27 protein-coding genes are annotated in these 22,538 nt (G+C 70.2%); 12 read left to right on the forward strand and 15 right to left on the reverse strand.

Going from position 1 to position 22,538, the window contains the following annotated elements; translation table 11 throughout:
* Nucleotides 1-16 precede the first annotated feature (16 nt).
* Nucleotides 17-1,234 carry a threonine ammonia-lyase gene (ilvA, locus tag ACFYWJ_RS32715; RefSeq protein ID WP_355281750.1) on the forward strand — a complete coding sequence of 406 codons (1,218 nt, stop codon included), beginning with the start codon at nt 17-19 and terminating at the stop codon, nt 1,232-1,234.
* A gap of 10 nt (nt 1,235-1,244) precedes the next feature.
* Here the strand turns inward: ilvA and ACFYWJ_RS32720 are convergent, their stop codons facing one another.
* The 4 genes from ACFYWJ_RS32720 to ACFYWJ_RS32735 all read right to left on the reverse strand — a co-directional run bounded on the left by ACFYWJ_RS32720 (nt 1,245) and on the right by ACFYWJ_RS32735 (nt 4,962).
* On the reverse strand, nt 1,245-1,568 hold the full coding sequence (locus ACFYWJ_RS32720) for a multidrug efflux SMR transporter (protein ID WP_355281748.1): 324 nt from the start codon (nt 1,566-1,568) through the stop codon (nt 1,245-1,247).
* Between the two features lie 27 nt (nt 1,569-1,595).
* Nucleotides 1,596-2,096 (reverse strand): hypothetical protein, encoded by a 501-nt coding sequence (locus ACFYWJ_RS32725; protein ID WP_355281745.1) that lies wholly within the window; start codon nt 2,094-2,096, stop codon nt 1,596-1,598.
* 146 nt (nt 2,097-2,242) lie between these two features.
* Nucleotides 2,243-3,661 carry an argininosuccinate lyase gene (argH, locus tag ACFYWJ_RS32730; protein WP_355281743.1) on the reverse strand — a complete coding sequence of 473 codons (1,419 nt, stop codon included), beginning with the start codon at nt 3,659-3,661 and terminating at the stop codon, nt 2,243-2,245.
* 98 nt (nt 3,662-3,759) lie between these two features.
* On the reverse strand, nt 3,760-4,962 hold the full coding sequence (locus ACFYWJ_RS32735; protein WP_355281740.1) for an argininosuccinate synthase: 1,203 nt from the start codon (nt 4,960-4,962) through the stop codon (nt 3,760-3,762).
* Nucleotides 4,963-5,243: 281 nt separating this feature from the next.
* Here ACFYWJ_RS32735 and ACFYWJ_RS32740 point away from each other — a divergent pair, with 281 nt between their 5' ends.
* Both ACFYWJ_RS32740 and ACFYWJ_RS32745 read left to right on the forward strand, forming a co-directional pair.
* Nucleotides 5,244-5,384, forward strand: a complete 141-nt coding sequence (locus tag ACFYWJ_RS32740) for a hypothetical protein (RefSeq protein WP_218718162.1) — start codon at nt 5,244-5,246, stop codon at nt 5,382-5,384.
* Between the two features lie 33 nt (nt 5,385-5,417).
* Complete coding sequence (locus ACFYWJ_RS32745) at nt 5,418-5,552, forward strand: hypothetical protein (protein ID WP_355281738.1); 135 nt, start codon at nt 5,418-5,420, stop codon at nt 5,550-5,552.
* Between the two features lie 9 nt (nt 5,553-5,561).
* Here ACFYWJ_RS32745 and ACFYWJ_RS32750 read toward each other — a convergent pair whose 3' ends face one another.
* Nucleotides 5,562-6,245, reverse strand: coding sequence for a GNAT family protein (locus ACFYWJ_RS32750; RefSeq protein ID WP_355281736.1), 684 nt, complete (start codon nt 6,243-6,245; stop codon nt 5,562-5,564).
* 82 nt (nt 6,246-6,327) lie between these two features.
* Between ACFYWJ_RS32750 and ACFYWJ_RS32755 the strand changes: the two genes are divergently transcribed.
* From ACFYWJ_RS32755 to ACFYWJ_RS32765, 3 genes are read left to right on the forward strand one after another with little or no spacing between them, the layout of a single operon-like run.
* Nucleotides 6,328-6,483, forward strand: coding sequence for a hypothetical protein (locus ACFYWJ_RS32755; protein ID WP_355281733.1), 156 nt, complete (start codon nt 6,328-6,330; stop codon nt 6,481-6,483).
* Between the two features lie 51 nt (nt 6,484-6,534).
* Entirely contained in the window at nt 6,535-7,338 is an 804-nt protein-coding gene (locus ACFYWJ_RS32760) for an aldose 1-epimerase (RefSeq protein WP_355281730.1), read from the forward strand.
* A 29-nt stretch (nt 7,339-7,367) separates the two neighbouring features.
* Nucleotides 7,368-8,186, forward strand: a complete 819-nt coding sequence (locus tag ACFYWJ_RS32765) for a DUF4184 family protein (RefSeq protein WP_355281727.1) — start codon at nt 7,368-7,370, stop codon at nt 8,184-8,186.
* Here the strand turns inward: ACFYWJ_RS32765 and ACFYWJ_RS32770 are convergent.
* Nucleotides 8,070-9,485: an MFS transporter gene (locus ACFYWJ_RS32770; RefSeq protein ID WP_355281724.1), complete on the reverse strand. Its 1,416-nt coding sequence runs from the start codon at nt 9,483-9,485 to the stop codon at nt 8,070-8,072. The genes ACFYWJ_RS32765 and ACFYWJ_RS32770 overlap by 117 nt on opposite strands.
* Nucleotides 9,486-9,611: 126 nt before the next feature.
* Here ACFYWJ_RS32770 and ACFYWJ_RS32775 point away from each other — a divergent pair, with 126 nt between their 5' ends.
* On the forward strand, nt 9,612-10,187 hold the full coding sequence (locus ACFYWJ_RS32775) for a TetR/AcrR family transcriptional regulator (protein ID WP_387163639.1): 576 nt from the start codon (nt 9,612-9,614) through the stop codon (nt 10,185-10,187).
* Nucleotides 10,188-10,192: 5 nt separating this feature from the next.
* Nucleotides 10,193-10,663, forward strand: a complete 471-nt coding sequence (locus ACFYWJ_RS32780) for a hypothetical protein (RefSeq protein ID WP_355281722.1) — start codon at nt 10,193-10,195, stop codon at nt 10,661-10,663.
* Between the two features lie 16 nt (nt 10,664-10,679).
* On the opposite strand, the gene ACFYWJ_RS32785 is transcribed toward ACFYWJ_RS32780, so the two are convergent.
* The 8 genes from ACFYWJ_RS32785 to ACFYWJ_RS32820 all read right to left on the reverse strand — a co-directional run bounded on the left by ACFYWJ_RS32785 (nt 10,680) and on the right by ACFYWJ_RS32820 (nt 18,524).
* Nucleotides 10,680-11,273: a hypothetical protein gene (locus ACFYWJ_RS32785; RefSeq protein ID WP_355281719.1), complete on the reverse strand. Its 594-nt coding sequence runs from the start codon at nt 11,271-11,273 to the stop codon at nt 10,680-10,682.
* Between the two features lie 168 nt (nt 11,274-11,441).
* Nucleotides 11,442-11,945 carry an arginine repressor gene (locus tag ACFYWJ_RS32790; RefSeq protein WP_218718167.1) on the reverse strand — a complete coding sequence of 168 codons (504 nt, stop codon included), beginning with the start codon at nt 11,943-11,945 and terminating at the stop codon, nt 11,442-11,444.
* A gap of 34 nt (nt 11,946-11,979) precedes the next feature.
* Nucleotides 11,980-12,912, reverse strand: coding sequence for an ornithine carbamoyltransferase (gene argF, locus ACFYWJ_RS32795; protein ID WP_355281716.1), 933 nt, complete (start codon nt 12,910-12,912; stop codon nt 11,980-11,982).
* Nucleotides 12,909-14,111 carry an acetylornithine transaminase gene (locus tag ACFYWJ_RS32800; RefSeq protein WP_355281713.1) on the reverse strand — a complete coding sequence of 401 codons (1,203 nt, stop codon included), beginning with the start codon at nt 14,109-14,111 and terminating at the stop codon, nt 12,909-12,911. The genes argF and ACFYWJ_RS32800 overlap by 4 nt, the downstream gene beginning before the upstream one ends.
* Nucleotides 14,108-14,995: an acetylglutamate kinase gene (gene argB, locus ACFYWJ_RS32805; protein ID WP_355281710.1), complete on the reverse strand. Its 888-nt coding sequence runs from the start codon at nt 14,993-14,995 to the stop codon at nt 14,108-14,110. The genes ACFYWJ_RS32800 and argB overlap by 4 nt, the downstream gene beginning before the upstream one ends.
* Nucleotides 14,992-16,218: a bifunctional glutamate N-acetyltransferase/amino-acid acetyltransferase ArgJ gene (argJ, locus tag ACFYWJ_RS32810; RefSeq protein WP_355281708.1), complete on the reverse strand. Its 1,227-nt coding sequence runs from the start codon at nt 16,216-16,218 to the stop codon at nt 14,992-14,994. Before argJ ends, argB begins: the two co-directional genes overlap by 4 nt.
* Nucleotides 16,215-17,273, reverse strand: a complete 1,059-nt coding sequence (argC, locus tag ACFYWJ_RS32815; protein WP_355281706.1) for an N-acetyl-gamma-glutamyl-phosphate reductase — start codon at nt 17,271-17,273, stop codon at nt 16,215-16,217. Before argC ends, argJ begins: the two co-directional genes overlap by 4 nt.
* Nucleotides 17,274-17,300: 27 nt before the next feature.
* The gene (locus ACFYWJ_RS32820; RefSeq protein ID WP_355281703.1) at nt 17,301-18,524 is read right to left on the reverse strand and encodes a cation:proton antiporter; all 1,224 of its coding nucleotides are present in this window, start codon (nt 18,522-18,524) and stop codon (nt 17,301-17,303) included.
* A gap of 137 nt (nt 18,525-18,661) precedes the next feature.
* Here ACFYWJ_RS32820 and ACFYWJ_RS32825 point away from each other — a divergent pair, with 137 nt between their 5' ends.
* From ACFYWJ_RS32825 to ACFYWJ_RS32840, 4 genes are all read left to right on the forward strand, one after another.
* Entirely contained in the window at nt 18,662-19,000 is a 339-nt protein-coding gene (locus ACFYWJ_RS32825; protein ID WP_355281700.1) for a YciI family protein, read from the forward strand.
* A complete protein-coding gene (locus ACFYWJ_RS32830; RefSeq protein WP_355281698.1) occupies nt 19,001-20,200 on the forward strand; it encodes an RNA polymerase sigma factor in 1,200 nt (399 codons plus the stop codon).
* A 90-nt stretch (nt 20,201-20,290) separates the two neighbouring features.
* A complete protein-coding gene (locus ACFYWJ_RS32835) occupies nt 20,291-20,800 on the forward strand; it encodes a hypothetical protein (protein ID WP_355281695.1) in 510 nt (169 codons plus the stop codon).
* Between the two features lie 388 nt (nt 20,801-21,188).
* On the forward strand, nt 21,189-21,803 hold the full coding sequence (locus ACFYWJ_RS32840) for a hypothetical protein (RefSeq protein WP_387163647.1): 615 nt from the start codon (nt 21,189-21,191) through the stop codon (nt 21,801-21,803).
* A gap of 20 nt (nt 21,804-21,823) precedes the next feature.
* On the opposite strand, the gene ACFYWJ_RS32845 is transcribed toward ACFYWJ_RS32840, so the two are convergent.
* Nucleotides 21,824-22,531, reverse strand: a complete 708-nt coding sequence (locus ACFYWJ_RS32845; protein WP_355281690.1) for a helix-turn-helix domain-containing protein — start codon at nt 22,529-22,531, stop codon at nt 21,824-21,826.
* Nucleotides 22,532-22,538 lie beyond the last annotated feature (7 nt).

Genomic DNA, 22,538 nt, shown 5'->3' on the forward strand with positions numbered 1-22,538 from the left:
GCGGTACGTTCGGCCCATGGAGATCGTCGGGCTCGAGCGGATCGAGGCGGCCGCGCGGCTGCTGGCACCGGTGATTCGGCGCACGCCGACCGTGGGGTCGCGGGTGCTGTCGGAGCGGGCTGGTGCGCAGGTGCTGCTCAAATGCGAGAACCTGCAGCGCACCGGGTCGTTCAAGCCGCGCGGCGCCTACAACCGGATCGCGAATCTCCCCGCCGCCGAGCGGGCGCGGGGTGTGGTCGCGGCCAGTGCCGGTAATCACGCGCAGGGAGTGGCGTGGTCGGCGGCCGAACTCGGCACCACCTCGACGGTGTTCATGCCGATCGGCGCGTCACTGCCCAAGCTCGTGGCGACCCGCGCCTACGGGGCCGAGGTGCACCAGGTGGGTGACACCATCGACGAATCCCTGCTCGCCGCGGAGGAATTCGCCCAGCGCACCGGTGCGACGCTGATTCACCCGTTCGACCACCCCGATATCGTGGCCGGGCAGGCGACGGTGGCGCTGGAGATCCTCGAGCAGGTGCCCGAGGTCGGCACCGTCGTCGTGCCGACCGGCGGTGGCGGCCTGCTCGCCGGTGTCGCGGTCGCGCTGGCCGCGCTCGCGCCGCACGTCACGGTGATCGGGGTGCAGGCGGCCGAGGCCGCGGCCTGGCCGGATTCCCTGGCGGCGGGCAAGCCGGTGCGGGTGCCGCGGATGGCGACGATGGCCGACGGTATCGCGGTCGGCCTGCCCGGCGCGGTGCCGTTCGCGTATGTCGCGGACCTGGTCCGGGAGATCGTGACCGTCGACGAGGACGCCCTGTCCAAGGCGCTGCTGCTGTGTCTGGAGCGGGCCAAGCTGATCGTCGAACCGGCGGGCGCGGCCGGTGTGGCCGCGCTGCTGTCGCCCCTGCGCGACCGCGCGCTACCCGGCCCGGTGGTGACCATCCTGTCCGGCGGCAATATCGACCCGCTGCTGCTCACCCGGGTGATCGGGCACGGCCTCAGCGCGGCGGGCCGCTACCTGGCCATGCGGGTGACCATCGCCGATCGTCCCGGCGCGCTGTCGGCGCTGCTCGGGGTGGTCGGGCGGGCCGGGGCGAGCGTGGTCGACATCGTCCACTCGCGCACCGGGATGTGGCTCGAGGTCGACGAGGTCGAGGTGTCGCTCACAGTCGAGACGCGCGGCCCCGCCCACCGCGACGACGTCCTGGAAGCGTTGCGCGACGCCGGGTTCCGCGTCCGCGCCGAGCTGTAGCGCACCGAAGTCAGTGCGCGCCACCGAGTTCCAGCGCGAGCACCCCGAGAATCACCAGACCGATCCCGGCCACCTGCACCAGGGTGAGCCGCTCCCCCAGGAACAGCACCCCGATCGCCGCGATCGCCGCGACACCCACCGCCGACCAGATCCCGTATGCCACCCCGATCGCCATCCCCCGCTTCAACGCCTGGGACAGGAAGTAGAACGCGGCGCCGTACCCGATGACCACGACGATCGAGGGAACGAGCTTGGTGAAGCCCTCCGAGAGTTTCAGCGACACCGTCGCGGTGACTTCGGAGGCGATGGCCAATGCCAGCAGGACCAGGGTCATGGCCGCAGGGTAACCGTCGCGCGACGCTCACGCCTCGATCGCGCCGCGTGATCCCGAGCGCGCTCGCGCCGCGAGGACCGTCATGACCAGGGCGAGGAGCGCGTATCCGGCGATGATCGCGATCCGGATCCCATTGGTGGCCATATACCGTTCGTACGCGGGATGCAGGCCGCCCGCGATCCACACCGAGCCCGCGTCACGCACCTGCTCGGCCCACGCGCCCCACCACCAGACGCGCGTGACGAACACCGACAGTTGCAGCACCAGGGTCAGGATCGGCAGCCAGATCGGTACGCCGCGGGGCCGGATCCACAGCACCAGCACCGAGAGCGCGACGCCGAGGACCCCGGCCGGGATCACGGTCAGGTCCGACAGCGTCTCGTAGCCGGCGTCGAAGGCGGTCATGCGCGCGGGGTCGAGGTAGCGGAGCGCGCGATGATGCATGTGGGTCATCCAGGACAGACCGGCGCCGAAGGCGGTCGTCGCGGTCAGCAGAGCGAGTACGGGCAGGGCCCAGCGTTGTCCCATGATGTCCTCCGATGCGGAAAGCCTTCGGGGACAACAATGCCCGTGGACATCGGCCGAAACATCGGCCTACGGAACGCAGCCGGGACTCCTCCGCGGGAGGTAGCGGGCACCGCCGGATACTCCGTGCGCGGTAGCCCGCTCCCGGTTCAGCTCAGCCAGGCGCGGGCGTCCTCGGCGGTCTTGCGGACCTCGTCGAGTTGCTCGGCGACGCGGACACCGGCGGTGCCGCCCCGCGCGTTGCGGGAGGCGATCGAGCCCTGCACGGTGAGGACGTCGCGCACGCCCGCGGTCAGCGAGGCGTCGACGGCGGCGAATTCCGCGTCGGTCAGTTCGTCGAGGCCGACGCCGCGCGCTTCGGCGGCCCGCACGCAGGCGCCCGCCGCCTCGTGTGCGACCCGGAACGGAACGCCCTGGCGCACCATCCATTCCGCGATGTCGGTGGCGAGGGTGAAACCGGCGGGCGCGAGCTCGGCCATCCGGTCGGTGTGGAAGGTGAGGGTGCCGACCAGACCCGCGATGGCGGGCAGCAGCAGTTCGAGCTGGGCGACCGAGTCGAACAGGGGTTCCTTGTCCTCCTGCAGGTCCCGGTTGTAGGCCAGCGGCTGGGCCTTCAGGGTGGCCAGCAGGCCGGTCAGGTTGCCGATCAGGCGACCCGCCTTGCCGCGGGTCAGCTCGGAGACGTCGGGGTTCTTCTTCTGCGGCATGATCGACGAACCGGTCGACCACGCGTCGGCGAGGGTGACGTACCCGAATTCCGGCGTGCTCCAGATGATGACCTCTTCGGCCATCCGGCTCAGGTCGACGCCGATCATGGCCAGCACGAACGCGGCCTCGGCGGCGAAGTCGCGCGCGGAGGTCGCGTCGATCGAATTGGCCGCCGACGCGGTGAAATCGAGCTCGGCGGCGATCTGCTCGGGGTCCAGGCCCAGCGACGACCCGGCCAGCGCGCCCGATCCGTACGGGGAGATCGCGGCGCGCTTGTCGAAGTCGCGCAGGCGTTCCAGGTCGCGCAGCAGCGGGTGGGCGTGCGCGAGCAGGTGGTGCGCGAGCAGCACCGGCTGCGCGGCCTGCAGGTGGGTCTTGCCCGGCATCACCGCGTCCGGGTGCGCGGCGGCCTGGGCGACCAGGGCGTCGACCACGTCGAGCACGCCGACGGCGACGCGGCGCACACCGTCGCGCAGCCACATCCGGAACAGGGTGGCCACCTGGTCGTTGCGGGAGCGGCCCGCCCGCAGTCGGCCGCCGAGCTCGGTGCCGACCCGCTCGATCAGGCCGCGCTCGAGCGCGCCGTGCACGTCCTCGTCGGACTCGGCGGGCCCGAAGGCACCCGAGGCGACGTCGGCGGCCAGGGTGTCCAGCCCGGCCAGCATGCCGGTCAGGTCGTCGTCGGCGAGCAGCCCGGCCTTGTGCAGCACGCGGGCGTGCGCCTTGGAGGCGCGGATGTCATAGGGCGCCAGTGCCCAGTCGAAGTGCGTCGACTTGCTCAGCGCCGCCATCGCCTCGGCCGGGCCGGACGCGAATCGCCCACCCCAGAGGGCACCTTCGTTGGTTCCGCTGTGGGTCATCGGATTCTCCTCCGGTCGGGCTGGCGGGCATGGCTGGGCACGGCACCGGCCGGTCCGTGACAGGACCGGCCGGTGTCGAGACTACGACGTGCTGACTACTACTTCTGGTTCAGGTCGCGACGCGCGGCGACCTTCGAGGACAGACCGTGGATCTGCACGAAGCCCTTGGCCAGCGACTGGTCGAAGGTGTCGCCCTCGTCGTAGGTGGCCAGGTTGAAGTCGTAGAGCGACTGCTCGGAGCGGCGGCCGTTGACGACGGCGGAACCACCGTGCAGCACCATCCGGATCTCGCCGGTGACGTGCTGCTGGGTGTCCTGCACGAAGGCGTCCAGCGCGCGCTTGAGCGGGGAGAACCACAGGCCGTCGTAGGCCAGCTCGCCCCAGCGCTGCTCGACCTGGCGCTTGTAGCGGCCCAGCTCACGCTCGATGGTGACGTTCTCCAGCGCCTGGTGCGCGGTGATCAGCGCGATGGCGCCCGGCGCCTCGTAGATCTCGCGGCTCTTGATGCCGACGAGCCGGTCCTCGACCATGTCGAGGCGGCCGACACCCTGGCGACCGGCGCGGGTGTTCATCTCCTCGATGGCCTGCAGCACGGTGACGGGACGGCCGTCGATGGCGACCGGCACACCCTTGTCGAAGGTGATGATGACCTCGTCGGGCGCCTCGAAGTTCACCGTCGGGTCGGCGGTGTAGTCGTAGACGTCCTTGGTCGGCGCGTTCCACAGGTCCTCGAGGAAGCCGGTCTCGACGGCGCGGCCCCACACGTTCTGGTCGATCGAGAACGGCGACTTCTTGGTGACGTTGATCGGCAGGTTGTTCTGCTCGGCGAAGGCGATGGCCTTCTCGCGGGTCCAGGCGTAGTCGCGGACCGGGGCGATGACCTCCAGGTCGGGCGCCAGGGCGCCGATGCCGACCTCGAAGCGGACCTGGTCGTTGCCCTTGCCGGTGCAGCCGTGCGAGACGGTGGTCGCGTTGTGGAACTTCGCGGCCTCGACCAGGTGCTTGACGATCAGCGGGCGGCTGATGGCCGACACCAGCGGGTACTGGCCCATGTACATGGCGTTGGCCTGGATGGTGGGCAGGCAGTACTCGTCGGCGAACTCGTCGCGCGCGTCGACCACGATGGCCTCGACGGCGCCGCAGTCCAGGGCGCGCTGGCGCACCACGTTCATGTCCTCGCCGCCCTGGCCCAGGTCGATGGCCACGGCCACCACCTCGGCACCGGTCTCCTTCGCGATCCAGCTGATGGCGACGGAGGTGTCAAGCCCACCGGAGTAGGCGAGTACGACGCGATCGGACATGTCTGTTGTGCTCCTCGAAGTGTGTACGTGATCTGCACGGGCTGCCTGGAGCAGTATGAATGCTCCGGCCGCCGGTCGGCTCGCGCCGCTGCTGCAAATGATTATGCACGATGATGCAATCTCATTCATACCCGGGGGTAGAGATACCGCATATCGCATCGCCCGGCGCGGACGAAATCGCCCATCACCTGCGGCGACGCCCGACAGCAACTTGGCAGCAAGCATCGTCTGTGAGACGCTGGTCACATCAGCTACCCATCGGTCGGGGTCGAGGAGTGGACATGCAGCAGCTACGTGATTTCGCCCAGGCGAACTACGACCTGATCGGGGCCGTCGTCATCGGGCTCGGCAATCTGGGGTTGACGGTCGCCAAGACGGTGATCGACCTCGGCACGCCGATCCTCCAGGGCTTCTTCGCCTGATCCCCCGCCCGCACCACCCCACCGGGAGCATCCATGGTTGACGCGATCCTGCAGTTCCTGTCCGACCACTACGAATCCGGCGCCACCGCTGGCCTGCACGTCGGTCGCGTGCTGTTCGACCTGAGCGCCCCGCTGGCGCTGGCCATCCTGAACTTCCTCAACTCCTGACCCGCCCGATCAGCGGTCGCCGAGCCGCGCGGCGAGCCCCGCGCGCACCCGCGGCCAGTCCTCCGCGGTGATCGAGAACAGCACACTGTCGCGCACGGTGCCGTCCGCGCGCCGGAACTGACGCCGCAGCGTCCCCTCGTAGCGCGCCCCGAGCCGCGCGATCGCCTGCTGCGAACGCTGGTTGCGCACATCGGTCTTCAACTGCACCCGGCCTACATGGAGCTCGTCGAACGCGTATTCCAGCAGCAGCAGTTTGGCTTCCGGGTTGACCGGACCGCCCCAGACCGACGGCGTGTAGGCGGTGAACCCGATTTCCAGCGCCGCGTCCCGCGGGCGGACGTCCAGGTAGGACGTGACGCCGAGCACCGCTCCCGCCGCTCGATCGCCGATGCCGGTGCGCGCGCGGACGATCCAGACATGCCAGTCGGGGTTGGCGTTCAGTTCCTGGAGATGATCGGCGAATTCGCTCGCCCCGCGCGGGCGCCAGGGCAGGTGCGCCCAGACCGCGTCCGCGTCGAGGGCGGCGAAGAGTTCACCGGCGTCCGCCGACGGATCGACAGTGGTCAGCCGCACCGTCTCGCCGCTCAACCGGGCGCCGTCGGGCACCGGCCACACCATGTCCGGCCAGGGCTTGTCGTCGGGCCGGGGATCGGGCACGGGCTGGAATCGGACGGTCGCTGGACTCTCGGTCACCTGTGCAATGTAGTGCCCATGTCGGCGGTGTGTGGCACTCTGGGAGAGCACTATTCGGCTCGCCAACGTGAGGACGAACAAGATGCTCCATTACGTCGCGCAGGAATTCTCCACGCTCGGCAACGGCGTGCTCGATGTCGGCCGGGCCGTCGTCGCCCTGGTCCAGAGCATCATCGACGTCGCCACCCCGAACTCCCCCGGCGGCGGCGCGGGCGGTGGGCAGTACCCGTTCACCTGATCCGGCGTGGGCTCCCGCCGCTGAGCGCGGCGCGCCGCTAGTCTCGCCGGCATGGCCGCCGACGACGTGCGACTCCACGCGGGCACCACCGGACTGACCATCGCGCCCGGTGACGGCGGCGCGCTGCACAGCCTCACCGTCGACGGGACCGAACTGCTGCGGCAGGACCCGGGGACGGGCTGTTTCGTCATGGCGCCCTGGGCGGGCAGGCTCGGCTACGGCACGTTCACGGTCGGTGACCGGACCTACGAGATGCCGATCAACAATCCGCCGCACAGCATCCACGGCACCGCGCGCGACGGCGCGTGGGAGGTCGTGTCCGCCACGGCGACCGAGGCGACGGTGCGGCACCGGCTGACCGACCCGTGGCCGTTCGCGGGCACCGTCACCCAGCGGTTCACCCTCACCGACACCGGCCTCACACTCCACCTGCGCATCGCCACCGACGCCGATCCCTTTCCCGCCCAGGGCGGCTGGCATCCCTGGTTCCTGCGCGAGGTCCCCGCGGCCACGGGTCCGCTCGCCCTCGATGTCCGGCCGGCCTGGCAATACGAGCGCGGGCCGGACTACCTGCCCACCGGCCGTCACATCCCGCCGTCGCCCCCGCCGTGGGACGACTGCTTCGCCATGCCCGACGGCGTCACCGCGCGCCTCACTTGGCCCGGTTTCCTGGAATTCACGATCACCAGTCCCGTCACCGATGTCGTCGTCTGGACCCTGCCGGAGGAGTCGCTGTCGGTGGAGGCCCAGTCGGGTCCGCCCAACGGCGTGAACACCGATCCCCGGATGGTCACGCCGGACGCGCCGCTGGATATCCGGGTGGACTGGACCTGGCGCCGGTTGACCCGGGACTGACACCGCGGCGGGCGGGATAGCGTGGCGGGGTGCCGATCACGCTCGCCCACCCGGTCGCGGTGCTGCCCCTGGCTCGGCGCCTGCCGCTGTCGGCGCTGGTGGCCGGGGCGATCGCGCCCGATGTCGTCTACTACCTGCCGATTCCGCTGGGTGGCGCCGCGACGCATTCGCTCGTCGGGGTGCTGAGCTGGGACCTGGTGATCGGTGTCGGTCTGCTGCTGTGCTTCCGGCTCTCCGCCGGACCGGCCGCCGCGCTCTTCCCGTTCCGTGTCGCCCTCCCGGCCCGTGTGCCCGCCGATGGTCTCCGGCGCCTGTGGGTTCCGGTCGTCGCCATCGCCCTGGGCGCCCTGACGCACCTCGCGTGGGACTCCTGCACGCAGACAGCCGGTTTCGTGGTGCGGCACTGGGAGTTGCTGCGCGCCCCGGTGGTCGGGCCGCACACGGTGTACAACGTGATCGGCTATGCCTCATCGCTGCTCGGTACCGCCGCGCTCGCCCGCTACCTGGTTCGCCGCACCAGCCGACGGTCATCGGCGCCTGCCCGGTGGGGTCGCGCGATCCGCACCGGGCTGATCCTCGCCCCCGTCCTCGGCGCCGTGCTCGCCATCGACGACCCGGTGACCCGGGCCAGCTCCTACGACCTGGTCCGGCACACGATCGTCGGCGCAGCCCAGGGACTGGGCTGCGCCTGGACGCTCTACGTATTGCTCTGGCAGATCAGGAGTTTCGGCTCATCGCGGCGACCGGATACTGCGGAAGGTGAGGGCGACCACGAAGGTCAGCGCCGCGATGACGGCGGCGGCGCCGAACGCGGCGGTCATCCCGCCGACGAGGGCGTGCGTCGGTGAACCGCCAGCCTCGCGGGCCGCGGTGCCGAAGACCGTCACCAGGACGGCCAGGCCGAGCGCGCCACCGGTCTGCTGCATGGTCTGCAACGCACCACCCGCCGCGCCCGCCTCGTCCGGCGACACCGTGGACATGATGATCACGTTCAGCGGCGAGAACGCCAGCCCGATCCCGCAGCCCATCGCGACCATGGCGACGAACAGCAGCGGGAAATAGCCGGTGTCGGCCGAGAGCCGGGTCAGCAGCACGAGCCCGGTGGTCATCGCGACGGTGCCAGTCACGGTCACCGGTTTCGGGCCGAAGCGGGCCAGCAACCGGGGAATCAGCCGGATCATCGCGAACATCAGGGCCGCCGTCGGCAGGAACGCGAATCCCGTTGCCAGCGCGCTCATGCCGCGCACGTCCTGCAGGTACTGGGTCAGGAAGAAGAACATCGACATGCCCGCCATCGGCCCGAGGAACATGTTCAGGTAGGCGGCGGCCCGATCGCGATCGGCGAACAGGTGCAGCGGCAGCAGCGGTTGCGGTGCCCGGAGTTCGATCGCCACGAACCCCGCGAGCAGTGCCGCGCCGACCGCCAGGGAGATATCGGTGCCCGGCGCGCCCCAGCCGTCGGCGGCCGCGCTGATGAATCCGTAGACCAGCGCGGCGACACCGGCGGTCGCGGTCACCGCGCCCGGCAGATCGAGGCGGGCGGCGCGGCGTGGCGCGTCGGGCAGGTAGCGCAGGGCGAGCGCCAGGATCAGCAGCCCGAACGGCACATTGATGAACAGCACCGAGCGCCAGCCGACCCATTCGGTCAGCAGTCCGCCGACGATCAGCCCGATCGCGAATCCGGCGCTGGACATGCCGGAGAACAAGGCCAGCACGCGGATGCGCGCCTTCGGCTCGGTGAACGTCGTCGTCAGCAGCGCGAGGGTATTGGGCGCGGCCATCGCGCCACCGATGCCCTGCAGTACCCGGGCCGCGAGCAGCCAGCCCGCCGAGGGCGCCAGCCCGCCGGCCAGGGAGGCGAGGGTGAACAGTGTCGTGCCCGCGATGAACAGCCTGCGCCTGCCGAACAGGTCGCCGGCGCGGCCGCCGAGCAGCAGCAGGCCGCCGAAGACGAGGGTGTAGGAGTTCATCACCCAGGACAGGCCGGTGGCGCTGAACTCCAGATCGGTCCGGATCCGCGGCAGGGCCACGTTCATCACGGTGACATCGAGAATGATCATCAGCTGGCAGGTCAGCAAGGTGACCAGGACGACGCCCGGCCGGGCGCGCGCTACCTGGGCTTTCGCCGGAAGTGTGGTGGTGGTCAAGTGCGCTCCATCAAGGGGGAAGCTAAACGGAGAGAGTCTCCGTTTATGACAGAGCTAGCATAGGGAGAAAGTCTCCGGTTCCGCAAGCCTAAACGGAGACTTCATCCGTTTCCAGTGGAGGACCGAGTGGACGCACCGTCGCGGCCGATGCGCGCCGACGCGCGCCGCAACTACGAACGCATCATCGAATGCGCGCGCGACGCCTTCGCCGAGCACGGCATCGAGGCCCCCCTCGACGACATCGCCCGGCGCGCGGGCGTCGGACCCGGCACCCTGTACCGGCACTTCCCGAATCGCACGGCGCTGATGGAGGCGGTCTACCGCGCCAATATCGAGACCCTCGCCGCGCGCGCCGCCGAGCTCCGTGAAACCCGCACTCCCCCGGACGCTTTCACCGAGTGGTTCGGCGAACTGGTCTCCTACATCCTGCACCGGCACGGCCTGGCGGCCACCCTCAAGGCCGCGATCGACCGGACCTCCGACGTCTTCACCGCCTGCTCGACGATGCTCGCCGAGGCGGCCGAGTCCGTCCTGGTCCCCGTCCAGGAAGCCGGGCTCGTACGCCGTGACGTCACCCCGCGCGACATCCTGCGACTGGGCCACGGCATCGGCGCGGGCTGCCAAGCCGCCCCCGACTCGGCACCCCTGCTCACCGAGATCGCCCTGACCGGCCTGCGCACCCCACCCACTCCGGCGGGATGACCCCGATGCGGATCAGCGTCACCGGCCACATGAACCTCACCCCCGCCACCGAAACCCTGGTGCGCGAGGCGATCTCGGCCCTCCTCACCGAAGTCCCCGACCTGATCGGCATCACCTGCCTGGCCCGCGGCGCGGATTCGATCTTCGCCGAAGCGGTACTGGCGGCAGACGGACGCCTGGAGGTCGTCCTCCCCTCCCGCGACTACCGCGCGGCCAAGGTGAAGCCCGACCACGCACCCCTGTTCGACGCCCTGCTCGCCCGCGCGAGCACGGTCCGGGTGATGGACTTCGACACCGCGGGCAAGAACGCCTACGAGGCCGCCAACGAAGTCCTCCTCACCGACTGCGACCGCCTCGTCGCGGTGTGGGACGGCAACGAGGGCGAGCGCGGCGGCACCGCCACCGTCGTCGAATCCGCCCGCGCCCACGGCATCCCGGTAGACGTCGTCTGGCCCGACGGCGCTGCCAGGGAGTAACCCGGCACGATCGGCGTCAATGATTCGGCGCCGGTGCGGGACACCCGGGCAAGGGCGTCGGCGGATGCGGCCGCCGGTCCACCGGGTCGGTGTCGGGACGGGTCCATGCCAGCACCAAGTTCGGCAGCTGGCCGCCGATCACCAGAACGGTGAGCAGCAGAATCGCGCAGCCGCGAATGACTCGCGGATAGTCCGCACCGTCGACGAAGTTTCCTACGATGTAGAGCCAGAAGACTGGAATCAACGACAGCCGCACCGTGACGATGAGGGCGATCCCGCGAGCGGCGTTGCGCCGCTGGATCTCCCACTCCTCGAGGACCTCTGCGGGAGCCACCGACTGGCCACCCATCACCCGGTCCAGTGGGATCGACACAAAGGTGAACAGGAATATTGCCAGCATCCAGACGAGGAACGCCGGGTCCTCCCGCACCGGTACCACCAGCGCGGACACGAACATGACGGCGAGAATCACACCGAGCACTCGCACCTGCTGACGCCGTCGTCGCTGCGCACGCCAGCTCGGCGAAATGGCCGCGGCCTCCTGGGCCAATTTCCGGAACCGCCTGATCCGGTACTGCCGATAACGTGCGAATACCTTCCGCAGAGTCATCGCATCTCCCCTCCCCGGTGCGACGGGGACAGCGACCCGACCCCATCCACACGAACACTGCCTCCACCGGCAGCGCGGACGCGCGGCGCCGATACAGAGAGTGTCGACTCGGCCCGGCACGCGGACCAGGGGTCCGCGCGGAACATCAGGTGAACGAAACCCTGAGGGTCAGGCCAATTCCTCGATGCGGGCGGCGAGTTCGGCGCCGGTGAGGGGTTCGCGGGCGATGACGGCGATGGTGTCGTCGCCGGCGATGGTGCCGACGATGAAGGGCAGGGCGGCGCGGTCGAGGGCGCTGGCCAGGAAGTGGGCGGCGCCGGGTGGGGTGCGCAGGACGGCGAGGTTGCCGCTGGCATCGGTGGAGACCAGCAGGTCGCCGAGGAGTTTGGACAGGCGGCCGGTGCCGCCGGTGACGCCGCGGACGGGGCTGCCGTCCTCGGGGACGACGTAGACGCCCGCGCCACCGTCGGCGGCGCGCAGCTTGACCGCGCCGAGCTCATCGAGATCACGCGACAGGGTCGCCTGGGTGGTCTCGATGCCCTCGGCGGCCAGCAGGGTCGCGAGTTCGGTCTGGCTGCGGACCGAATGCGCGGACAGCAGCTCGACGATGCGCGATTGGCGGCCGGCGCGGGTGCGGGCGATGGCGGGCGAGCCCTTCTCGGGTGCACTCATCGACCGACCTCCGCGCCGGCCCCGATTCGCGGTCTCACGCGGCGGCTTTCGCGAGCAGCCAGACCAGCAGCGCCTTCTGGGCGTGCAGCCGGTTCTCGGCCTCGTCCCAGACCACGCTGTGCGGGCCGTCGAGCACCTCGTCGGTGATCTCCTCGCCGCGGTGCGCCGGAAGGCAGTGCATCACAATGGCTTCCGGGTCGGCGGCGGCGAGCAGCGCCGCGTTGACCTGGAACGGACGGAACGGGCCGACGCGGTCGAGACCGTCGTTCTCCTGCCCCATCGAGGTCCAGGTGTCGGTGACCAGCACATCCGCGCCGGTCGCGCCCGCCACCGGGTCGTTGGTGACCGACACCGTCGCCCCGGTCTCCGCGGCCCGTTTGGCGGCGGCCTCGAGGATCCACGGCAGCGGTTCGAAACCGGCGGGCGCGGCGACGGTCACGTTCATTCCCGCGGTCACCCCGCCCAGCAGCAACGAGTGCGCCATATTGTTGGCGCCGTCGCCGAAGTAGGTGAGGTTCAGCCCGGCGAGGGCGCCCTTGCGCTCGCTGATCGTCTGCAGATCGGCGAGCACCTGGCAGGGGTGGAACTCGTTGGACAGCGCGTTGACCACGGGCACCGTCGCGGTGGCCGACATCTCGTCGAGGCGGGACTGTTCGAAGGTCCGCCAGACGATGGCCTCGACGTAGCGCGAGAGCACGCTGCCGGTGTCGCCGAGGGTTTCCTCCCGGCCCAGCTGGGTGTCGCGGCCGTCGACGACGACGGCGTGCCCGCCGAGCTGGGCGATGCCGAGCTCGAACGAGAACCGGGTGCGGGTGGAGTTCTTCTCGAAGATCACCCCGACCCCGCGCGGGCCGTCGAGCGGCCGGTGCGCGAACGGGTTCTTCTTCAGATCCGCGGCGATGGCGAGGATTTCGGCCTGCTCGGCCTGGGTCACATCGTCGTCGCGCAGGAAGTGGCGCAGGGTCACTTACTCGCTCCCTTCGCATCGGCGGCGGCCTTGTCGAGGATCTCGGGCAGGTCGGCGACGAAGTTGTCGGCCTGGGTTTCGGTGAGCACCAGCGGCGGCGCCAACCGGATCACGTTCGGCTTGGCGGGGTTGATCAGGTAGCCCGCCTCCCGCGCCCGCTCGTCGACATGGGCGGAGATGTCGTTCTTCAGGACGATGCCGATCAGCAGGCCCGCCCCGCGCACATGATCGATCTCGGGGTGCTCGAGCAGCGCGATACCGTCGCTGAGCTTCTTGCCCACCCATTCCACATGGGAGAGCAGATCCTCGGAGTCGATCGTCCGCAGGACCGCCAGCGCTGCGGCGGCGCACACCGGGTTGCCACCGAAGGTCGTGCCGTGCAGGCCCGGGGTGAGCAGCTCCGCGGCGCGGCCCTGCGCCAGCACGGCGCCGATCGGCAGACCGCCGCCGAGGCCCTTGGCCAGGGTGATCGCGTCGGGCACGATGCCCGCCGCCTGGTGCGCGAAAAACGTTCCGGTGCGGCCGATTCCGGTCTGCACCTCGTCGAGGATCAACAGCGCGCCCGCCCGCGAGGTGATCTCGCGCGCCCGGGCCAGGTAGTCGAACGGCGGGACGACCACACCGCTCTCGCCCATCATCGGCTCCAGGAACACCGCGGCGGTGTCGGTGTCGACGACGGCCTCCAGCGCGGCGGCGTCACCGTAGGGCACGTGCACGACGCCGGGCGGCATCGGCTCGAACGGTTCCCGCTTCGAGGGCTGACCGGTGAGCGCGAGCGCGCCCATGGTCCGGCCGTGGAAGGCATCCTCGGCGGCGACGATCTTGGTCCGGCCGGTCAGCCGGGCCATCTTGAACGCGGCCTCGTTGGCCTCGGTGCCGGAGTTGCAGAAGAACGCCTTGCCCTCGCCGTCACCGAAGTGCGCGAGCAGCTTCTCGGCCAGCTCGATCACCGGCTCGCTGGCATACAGGTTCGACACGTGGCCGAGCGTGCCCAGCTGCTGGGTGACCGCTTCCAGGATGGCGGGGTGGGCGTGGCCGAGGCTGTTCACCGCGATGCCACCGAGGAAGTCGACGTAGCGCTTGCCGTCGGCGTCGTAGAGCACCGCGCCCGCGCCGCGCACCAGCGCGACCTTCGGGGTGCCGTAGTTGTTCATCATCGCGGCCGACCACCGCTGCTGCAGCTTCTCTACTTCACTCATGCGGTCACCATCGTTCCGATTCCTTCTCCGGTGAACAACTCCAGTAGTACCGAATGCGGCACCCTGCCGTCGATCACATGGGCGCTGGGTACCCCACCCCGCACCGCCCGCAGGCACGCTTCCATCTTCGGCACCATGCCCGCATCCAGGCGCGGCAGCAACTCCGCCAGCGCCGCCGCGTCGATCTCGCTGGTCAGCGAGGAACGGTCGGGCCAGTCGGTGTAGAGGCCCTCGACGTCGGTGAGGACGACGAGCTTCTCCGCGCCGATGCCCTCCGCCAGCGCGGCGGCGGCGGTGTCGGCGTTGATGTTGTGCACCACGCCGTCGGCGTCGGGGGCGATGGTGGACACCACCGGGATGCGCCCGGCGTCGATCAGGTCGAGCACGGCGCCGGGGTTGACCTCGGTGACGTCGCCGACCAGGCCGATGTCGGTGGCGACACCCTCCACCGTGACCGTTCGCCGGGTCGCGGTGAACAGGTGCGCGTCCTCACCGGAGATGCCGACCGCGTACGGGCCGTGCGCGTTGATCAGCCCGACGAGCTCGCGCCCGACCTGGCCGAACAGCACCATCCGCACCACGTCCATCACCTCGGGGGTGGTGACGCGGAAACCGCCGCGGAACTCGCCCGCCATACCGAGTTTCTTCAGCATCGCGTTGATCTGCGGGCCACCGCCGTGCACGACCACCGGGTGCACGCCGACGGTGCGCAGGAACGCCATATCGGCGGCGAAGGCGGCCTTGAGCTCGTCGTCGATCATGGCGTTGCCGCCGTACTTCACGACGACGACCTTGTCGCGGAACTTCTGCAGCCACGGCAGCGCGTCGGCGAGCACGTGCGCCTTGTCCAGCGCCGAAAGGGACTGCACCACACCGCTGCTCATGAGCTGTACGCCGAGTTCTCTTCGACGTAGGCGTGCGAGAGATCGGTGGTGCGCACCATCGCGGTGCCCGTGCCGACGTTCAGCTCGATCAGCACCGCGATGTCTTCGCCGGACAGGTCGACCTCGCGCGCGCCGGGCGCGCCGACGCTGTCGACACAGACCGGATTGCCGTTGAACGACACCGCGATCCGGTCCGGGTCCAGCGTCACCGGGGCGATGCCGACGGCGGCGAGCACCCGGCCCCAGTTCGGGTCCGAGCCGAACAGCGCGGTCTTGACCAGGCTGTCGCGGGCGACCGCCCTGGCCACGGTCAGCGCCTCGTCCTCGGAGGCCGCGCCGGTGACGGTGATCTGCACCCGCTTGGTGACGCCCTCGGCGTCGGCCATCAGCTGGGCGGCCAGGTCGTCGCACACGGTGAAGACGGCGGCGTCGAGGTCCTCCTGCGACGGGGCGACGCCGCTGGCGCCGTTGGCCAGCAGCAGCACGGTGTCGTTGGTGGAGCAGGAACCGTCGACGTCGAGCCGGTCGAAGGTGTACTTGGTGGCCTGGCGCAGCGCCCGGTCGAGCTGCTCGGGCGTGGCCACCGCGTCGGTGGTGAGCACGACGAGCATGGTGGCCAGCGACGGGGCGAGCATGCCCGCGCCCTTGGCCATGCCGCCGACGTTCCACTTGCCCTCGTGGTGGAACGCCGATTCCTTCGGCACGGTGTCGGTGGTCATGATGGCGTGCGCGGCGTCGGAGCCGCCGGACATGCCGCCGCCCATCTCGTGCACGATCTCGGTGACGGCGGGGATCAGCTTGTCCATCGGCAGCCGGTCACCGATCAGGCCGGTGGAGCAGACCGCGATCTCGCCGGCGCCGGTCTCGGTGCCCCAGTTGCTCAGCGCGGCGGCGAGTTCCTCGGCGGTCCGGTGGGTGTCCTGGAAGCCACCGGGCCCGGTGCAGGCGTTCGCGCCGCCCGAGTTGAGGATGACCGCGCGCACGCGCCCCGACTTCAGCACCTGCTGCGACCACAGCACCGGGGCGGCCTTGACCTGATTGCTGGTGAACACACCGGCGGCCGCGTATTCGGGGCCCTCGTTGAGGACCAGGGCGAGGTCGGGCTTGCCGCTGGCCTTGATGCCCGCCGCGATGCCGGCGGCGCGGAAGCCGAGCGGGGCGGTGACGCCCTGGGTGTGGATCAAGTTGCCGTGGTCCGTCGAGTGCGGATCAGGGGTCGTCACGGTGCCACTCCTACGGTGGAAAGTCCTGCGGTCTCGTCGAATCCGACGGCCAGGTTCATCGATTGCACCGCGGCGCCCGCGGTGCCCTTGGTCAAGTTGTCGATCGCGCCGATCACCACGAGCAGGCCCGCGTCGGTGTCGACGGCGACCTGCAGGGTGATGGCGTTGGAGCCCAGCACCGAACCGGTCTGCGGCAGAACGCCTTCGGGCAGCAGGTGCACGAACGGCTCATCGGTGTAGGCCTTTTCGTAGACGGCACGCGCCTCGGCCGCGTCCACCTTCACCGGGGCGGTGCAGGTCGCGAGGATGCCGCGCGGCATCGGGGCGAGCACGGGAGTGAACGACACCGCGACGTCGACGCCGCCCGCCGCCTTCAGGTTCTGCGCGATCTCGGGGGTGTGCCGGTGCGCGCCCGCGATGCCGTAGGCGCGGACGCTGCCCATCACCTCGGAACCGAGCAGGCCGACATCGAGCTTGCGGCCGGCACCCGAGGTGCCGCTGACGGCGACCACGTTCACGGTCGGCTCGATGATGCCCGCCGCGATGGCGGGCGCCAGCGCGACGCTGGACACCGTCGGATAGCAGCCGGGCACGGCGATGCGCCGGGCGCCGGTGAGCCGCGCCCGGCCGCCGGGCAGCTCGGGCAGGCCGTAGGGCCAGCTGCCCGCGTGGGCGCTGCCGTAGTACTTCTCCCAGGCGGCGGCGTCGGTGAGCCGGAAGTCGGCACCGCAGTCGATGATCACCGTGGACTCGGGCAGTACCTGCGCGATGGCACCGGACTGGCCGTGCGGCAGGCCGAGGAAGACGATGTCGTGCCCGGCCAGGACCTCGGGGGTGGTTTCCTGCAGGATCCGGTCGGCCAGCGGCAGCAGATGCGGCTGGAGCGCGCCCAGCGCGGTGCCCGCGTTGGATCCGGCGGTCAGCGCCCCGATCTCGAGGCGCCCGGTTCGGTATTCGGGGTGCGACAGCAGCAAACGCAACACTTCGCCACCGGCGTATCCACTCGCACCGGCAACCGCCACCCGCAGCGCGGGTCCTCCCGACGAATCAACCATGTGATGATTATGCACGACTATGCAAGCTCATTCATGAGCAGGTACGGTCGCGAGTGGCGCCTTCCCGCCGATCAGGCGCGCTACCAGCGGGAACAGCAGAACCGTCGTCGCGCCGGCGGCGACCAGAACCGAGGCGGTATCCGCCGTCATCAGCTCCGTCGACACGGCCACCTGGGTGACGGCGACGATGATCGGCAGGCCGGTGGCCGCGAACAGGGCCAGCTGAGCCCGCTCGTGCGGCGATGCCAGATTGCGCCCGTGCGGGACGAACCGCTCGCTCAGCCACACCGGCAACCCGCGCGCGACGGCGATCGCCAGCACGAACGACACCCACAGCAGCGGCCTGTCCGCCACCGCCGACATATCGATCGCCATGCCCGAGACCACGAAGAACACCGGGATCAGCAGCCCGTAGCCGATGGTCTCGAGCTGCTCGTCGACGCGCGGATGGCCCGCGGCGATGAGCCTGCGCAGCACCATGCCCGCGGCGAAGGCGCCGAGCACCACATCCAGGTCGAAGCGTTCGGCCACCACCATGAGCACCAGCAGCAACAGGATCGACCCGCGCACCGGCAGCTGGGAGGTGCCGCCGTCCATCCTGGCCAGCGCCGCCCCCAGATCGGGGACGCGACCGAACAGCCGCACCGGGATCAGCCCGACCAGCAGCGCCGCCAGCACGAACAGCGCGAGCACCACCAGCGCGGCGCCGACATTGTGGCTGCTCAGCAATACCGACATGGCCACGATCGGGCCGAGCTCGCCGACCGCGCCGTGCGCGAGCACCGCCCGGCCCAGCGCGGTGTCGAGCAGCCCGGCCTGCTTGATGATGGGCAGCAGGGTGCCCAGCGCGGTGGAGGTCATCGCGATCGCGACGGCGATGTGGTTGGTCGTCGATTCGCTGCTCGCCAGCACGCTGACCAGGCCGAACGCGAAGACGAGACCGGCCAGCCACACCAGCCAGGCCACCCGCCCCGACTTGCCGCCGAGCAGTTTCGGGTCCAGTTCGTAGCCAGCGAGCAGGAACAGCATGCCGAGGCCGAGTTCCTTGATGAGGTCGACGCCGCCGTCCGCGGTGGCCAAGCCGAGCGCGAACGGTCCGAGGATCGTGCCCGCCACGAGCAGGATCACCACATCCGGCACGAAGCCACGCAGTGCCCGCGACAGCAGCGGCGCCACCACCGCCACGAGCGCGATCCAGAACAGCGAGACGATCGGCGACGGCACGTCGACGGCGGCGGCGAGCAGCTCCATGCGCCTCATCGTGGCACAGCGGCCCGGCCGAACCGGGGCACCTCGCTGGCCGTCCGGACGAGAATCGTTGCACCCGCGAGTGTCGATTCGGCGGCGTCCCGTTCGTATAGGAGATGAACCCCCACGGAAGGACGATCATGAAGCAATACCTGTTGTGCATCTATCAGCCCGACGGTCCGGCGCCGTCGAACATCGGCACGATCCTCGACGAGCTGTCCGCGCTGAACGAGGAGATGCGGGCGGCCGGGGCCTGGGTGTTCGCGGTCGGCCTGCACGCGGCGAGCACCGCGACCGTCGTGCGGGCGAAGGAGGGCGAGGTGCTGATCACCGACGGGCCCTTCGCCGAGGGCACCGAGCACGTCGGCGGCTTCACCCTCATCCAGGCGGCCGATCTGGACGAGGCGATGGACTGGGCGGGCCGGCTGGCCGCGGTGCTCACCCTGCCGATCGAGGTGCGGCCGGTGGCGAGCGGCTAGATGGACATCGAGGCGGTCTTCGCGGAGAACTACGGGCGCGCGGTCGCTTCCCTGACCCGCGTCTTCGGTGACATCGGGGTCGCCGAGGACGCGGTGCAGGAGGCCTTCGCCGCCGCGGTCGTGCGCTGGCCGGTCGACGGGGTGCCGCCGAGCCCGGCGGGCTGGATCATCACCACGGCGCGCAACCGCGCGATCGACCGGCTGCGCCGCGAGGCGACCCGGGCCGACCGGCACGCCGAAGCCGCTCTCCTGCACGCGGATCCGGCGGCGCCCACCGACGGCTTCCCCGACGACCGGCTGCGCCTGATCTTCACCTGCTGCCATCCGGCGCTCGCCCCCACCGCCCGGGTCGCCCTGACGCTACGGCTGCTCGGCGGGCTCACCACCGCCGAGATCGCCCGGCTGTTCCTCGTCTCCGAATCGGCGATGGCGCAACGGCTCGTGCGCGCCAAGGGCAAGATCCGCGACGCCCGCATCCCCTACCGGGTGCCCGCCGACGCCGAACTGCCCGCGCGGCTGCCCGCCGTGCTCGCGGTCGTATATCTCGTTTTCACCGAAGGCTATTCGGCCACCTCGGGCCCCGATCTGATCCGCGCCGACCTGTGCGCCGAAGCGATCCGGCTGGGCCGCCTGCTCACCGATCTGCTCCCCGGCGAGCCGGAGATCCTGGGCCTGCTCGCCCTCATGCTGTTCACCGAATCCCGCCGGACCGCCCGCACCGACGGCGAGCACCTGATCCCGCTCGCCCACCAGGACCGCACCCGCTGGGATCGCGACCTCATCGACGAGGCCCGATCCCTGCTCCGAGAATGCCTGCGCCGCAACGCCCCCGGCCCCTATCAGCTCCAGGCCGCCATCAACGCCGTCCACGCCGACGCCCCCACCGCGGCCGCCACCGACTGGCCCCAGATCCTCACCCTCTACGACCACCTCTACACCCTCACGCCCACCCCCATCGTCGCCCTCCACCGCACCGTCGCCCTCGCCGAAGTCCACGGCCCCACCGCCGCCCTCGCCGAACTCACCACCATCGACCTCCCCACCCACCACCTCTACCACGCCCTCCGCGCCGACCTCCTCCACCGCGAAGGCCGCCTCCCCGAAGCCGTCACCGCCTACGACACCGCTCTCCCCCTCACCCCCAACGACATCGAACGCGAATACCTCCGCCACCGAAGAGATTCCCTCCGGGAAGCATGATCACGCCTGCTCCGATCGGCAGGGGCACCGCCAGACGATCCGGCGGATCCGGGTGACCGCGACAGGAGTTCAGCGCTACCGTTCAGCACTGTGTCAGCCGGCCTGCTACCTCGTGATCGCGTCTTCGTGAACTTCAAGGACTACCTGGTCGATTACGCCAGGAAGTGGGTCCATATCTCACCGTATGCACTGACGACACCCGGCAGCTCCGACCCGGACATCATTGCCGCAGTGATGAATTCGGTTCCCTACCGGAACGGCCATGTCGGCGGTGGTGTCGACCCGAACGGCACGATCCACGGCCCGTACAGGATCGAGTGCATCTCCCCACAGGACTACGAACCGATGGCGGCAGGTGATGCGATCGAGCGGTTCAACCGATGGGTTGCGACCCATACCTCCGACTCGGCAGCGCTCACGGTACTCCTCTCAGCCGAGGTACGCCGACGGCTCTCGGAAGCGGATGCCGTGTACGTCCTGCGCGATCTCGGAGACAGCGCGGTCTGTGACTACGGGCGGATCCACGACGAATTCAACGAGTTCCTCACTATCGACCGCGCGAGTGGAAACGTAGCCGTGATCGTCGCCAGCGACGACTAACAGTGCTCGTACGCCGGTCCGAATTGCCGAAATTCAGTGAATCACCGGGGATTTCGAGCGGCTCTTCGATCGCGGGTACGGTGCCGCGCATGGTCAGCTCGCGGCACGAGGCGATGCATCGCGCCTTCCAGCACGACCCTGGGGCTTTCACGCGGTTGATGCGGACGTTGGATCTGCCGTTTCCGGATCCGGTGGCGGTCGATCAGGTGACGGTCGATCTGACCGAGACTCGGCCGGTCGAGCGGCGGGCGGACACCATCCTGCGGATCACCACCGGGGACGGACCGTTCCTGCTGATCGTCGAGGCGCAGGGGCGGCCGGAAACCCGCAAGGCCGCGGCGTGGTCGTACTACCTGTCGTTCTTGATCGCGAAGTACGAGTGCCGGTCGTGCTGGCCGTCGTGTGCCGTGACCATGCCACGGCGACGTGGGCGGCCGGGCCGCTCCGGCTGGGCCATGATCTATGGACCTGTCTGTCGGTCTCGCCGATCGTGCTCGGGCCGCACAATGTCCCGGCCGTCCTCGACGTCGATACCGCACGTCACGACCTGCCGCTCGCGGCCCTGTCGGCGATCACCCACGCTCGTCAACCTCACATCGGTGCGATACTTGAGTCCGTTGCCGAGGCCTTCCGGCAAGCCGGAGACCAGGACGAGACGCAGTTGTTCATCGAACTCGTCTATCACGGCCTCGGCCGGACCAAAGCGGGCACGACCTGGAAGGAACTCATGGACGCCGATCTCTCGTACTTCCGCGGACCCCTTGCTCAGGCGTTGCGGGAAGAAGGCCGCGACGAAGGCCGTGCCCTCGGACGCGACGAAGGCCGCGAAGAAGGAATGGACGAGGGGCGGGCCAAGGACGTGCTGCTCATCCTTCGGCATCGCGGGGTTCATATTTCGGAGGACGCCGCCGAACGCGTCACCGCGTGCCGGGACCAACGCACGTTCGATCTGTGGATGCGTCGCGCATTGGAGATCTCCAGGATCGAGGAGTTGTTCGACTGAGAGGTCGGGCGAGGTGGCCGTCAGCGTAGGTGGGCGGGGTCTATGCCGAGGGTGTCGGCAAGACCGGCTGCTCCCGTAGGGGTGACGCGGACGGCGCGGCCGGTTCCGGACGGGGTGATCCAGCTCAGGGCAAGCAGGCGGCGGTGCAGGAGGACCGCGGCGGGGCCGCCGAGGTGGGTGCGGCGTTCGGTCCAGTCCAGGCAGGGGCGGGTCAGGGGGCGGCGGGAGCGGGTGAGGGTGGGCTCGTCGATGCCGAGGGTGGTGGTGAGCCAAGTGGTGCCCGCGGGGGTCAGGGTGTGGGCGTTGTCCGGGTCGAGGAGGCCGCGGTGGGCCATGGCGTCGGTGAGGGTGACGCCGAGGCGGCCGGCCAGGTGGTTGTAGCAGGTTCGCCCGCGCGCCAGGGCCGCGTCGGCGGTGGCGGCGCGCAGGTTCTTCGGCGGGGTGGGGGTCGGGTCGAGTTCCGCCAGCAGGGTTTCCAGGAGCTGGGCGATCGCGGGACTCGCCAGTTCGACGTAGCGGTGCCTGCCCTGTTTGCGTTCGGTGATCAGGCCCGCGCCGCACAGGCGGTCCAGGTGGGCCGTGGCGGTGGACGGGGCGACGCCGGTCAGGCGAGCCAGTTCGCCGGCGGTCCAGGCGCGGCCGTCGAGCAGGGCCAGGCACATGTGGGCTCTGGTCCGGTCGGCGAGGACAGCGGCCCAGTCGGCGAGGGCGGCGGCGCGGGCGGGCATCTCCCCA

It is taken from the genome of Nocardia sp. NPDC003269 (assembly GCF_042888005.1).
Classification (GTDB): domain Bacteria; phylum Actinomycetota; class Actinomycetes; order Mycobacteriales; family Mycobacteriaceae; genus Nocardia.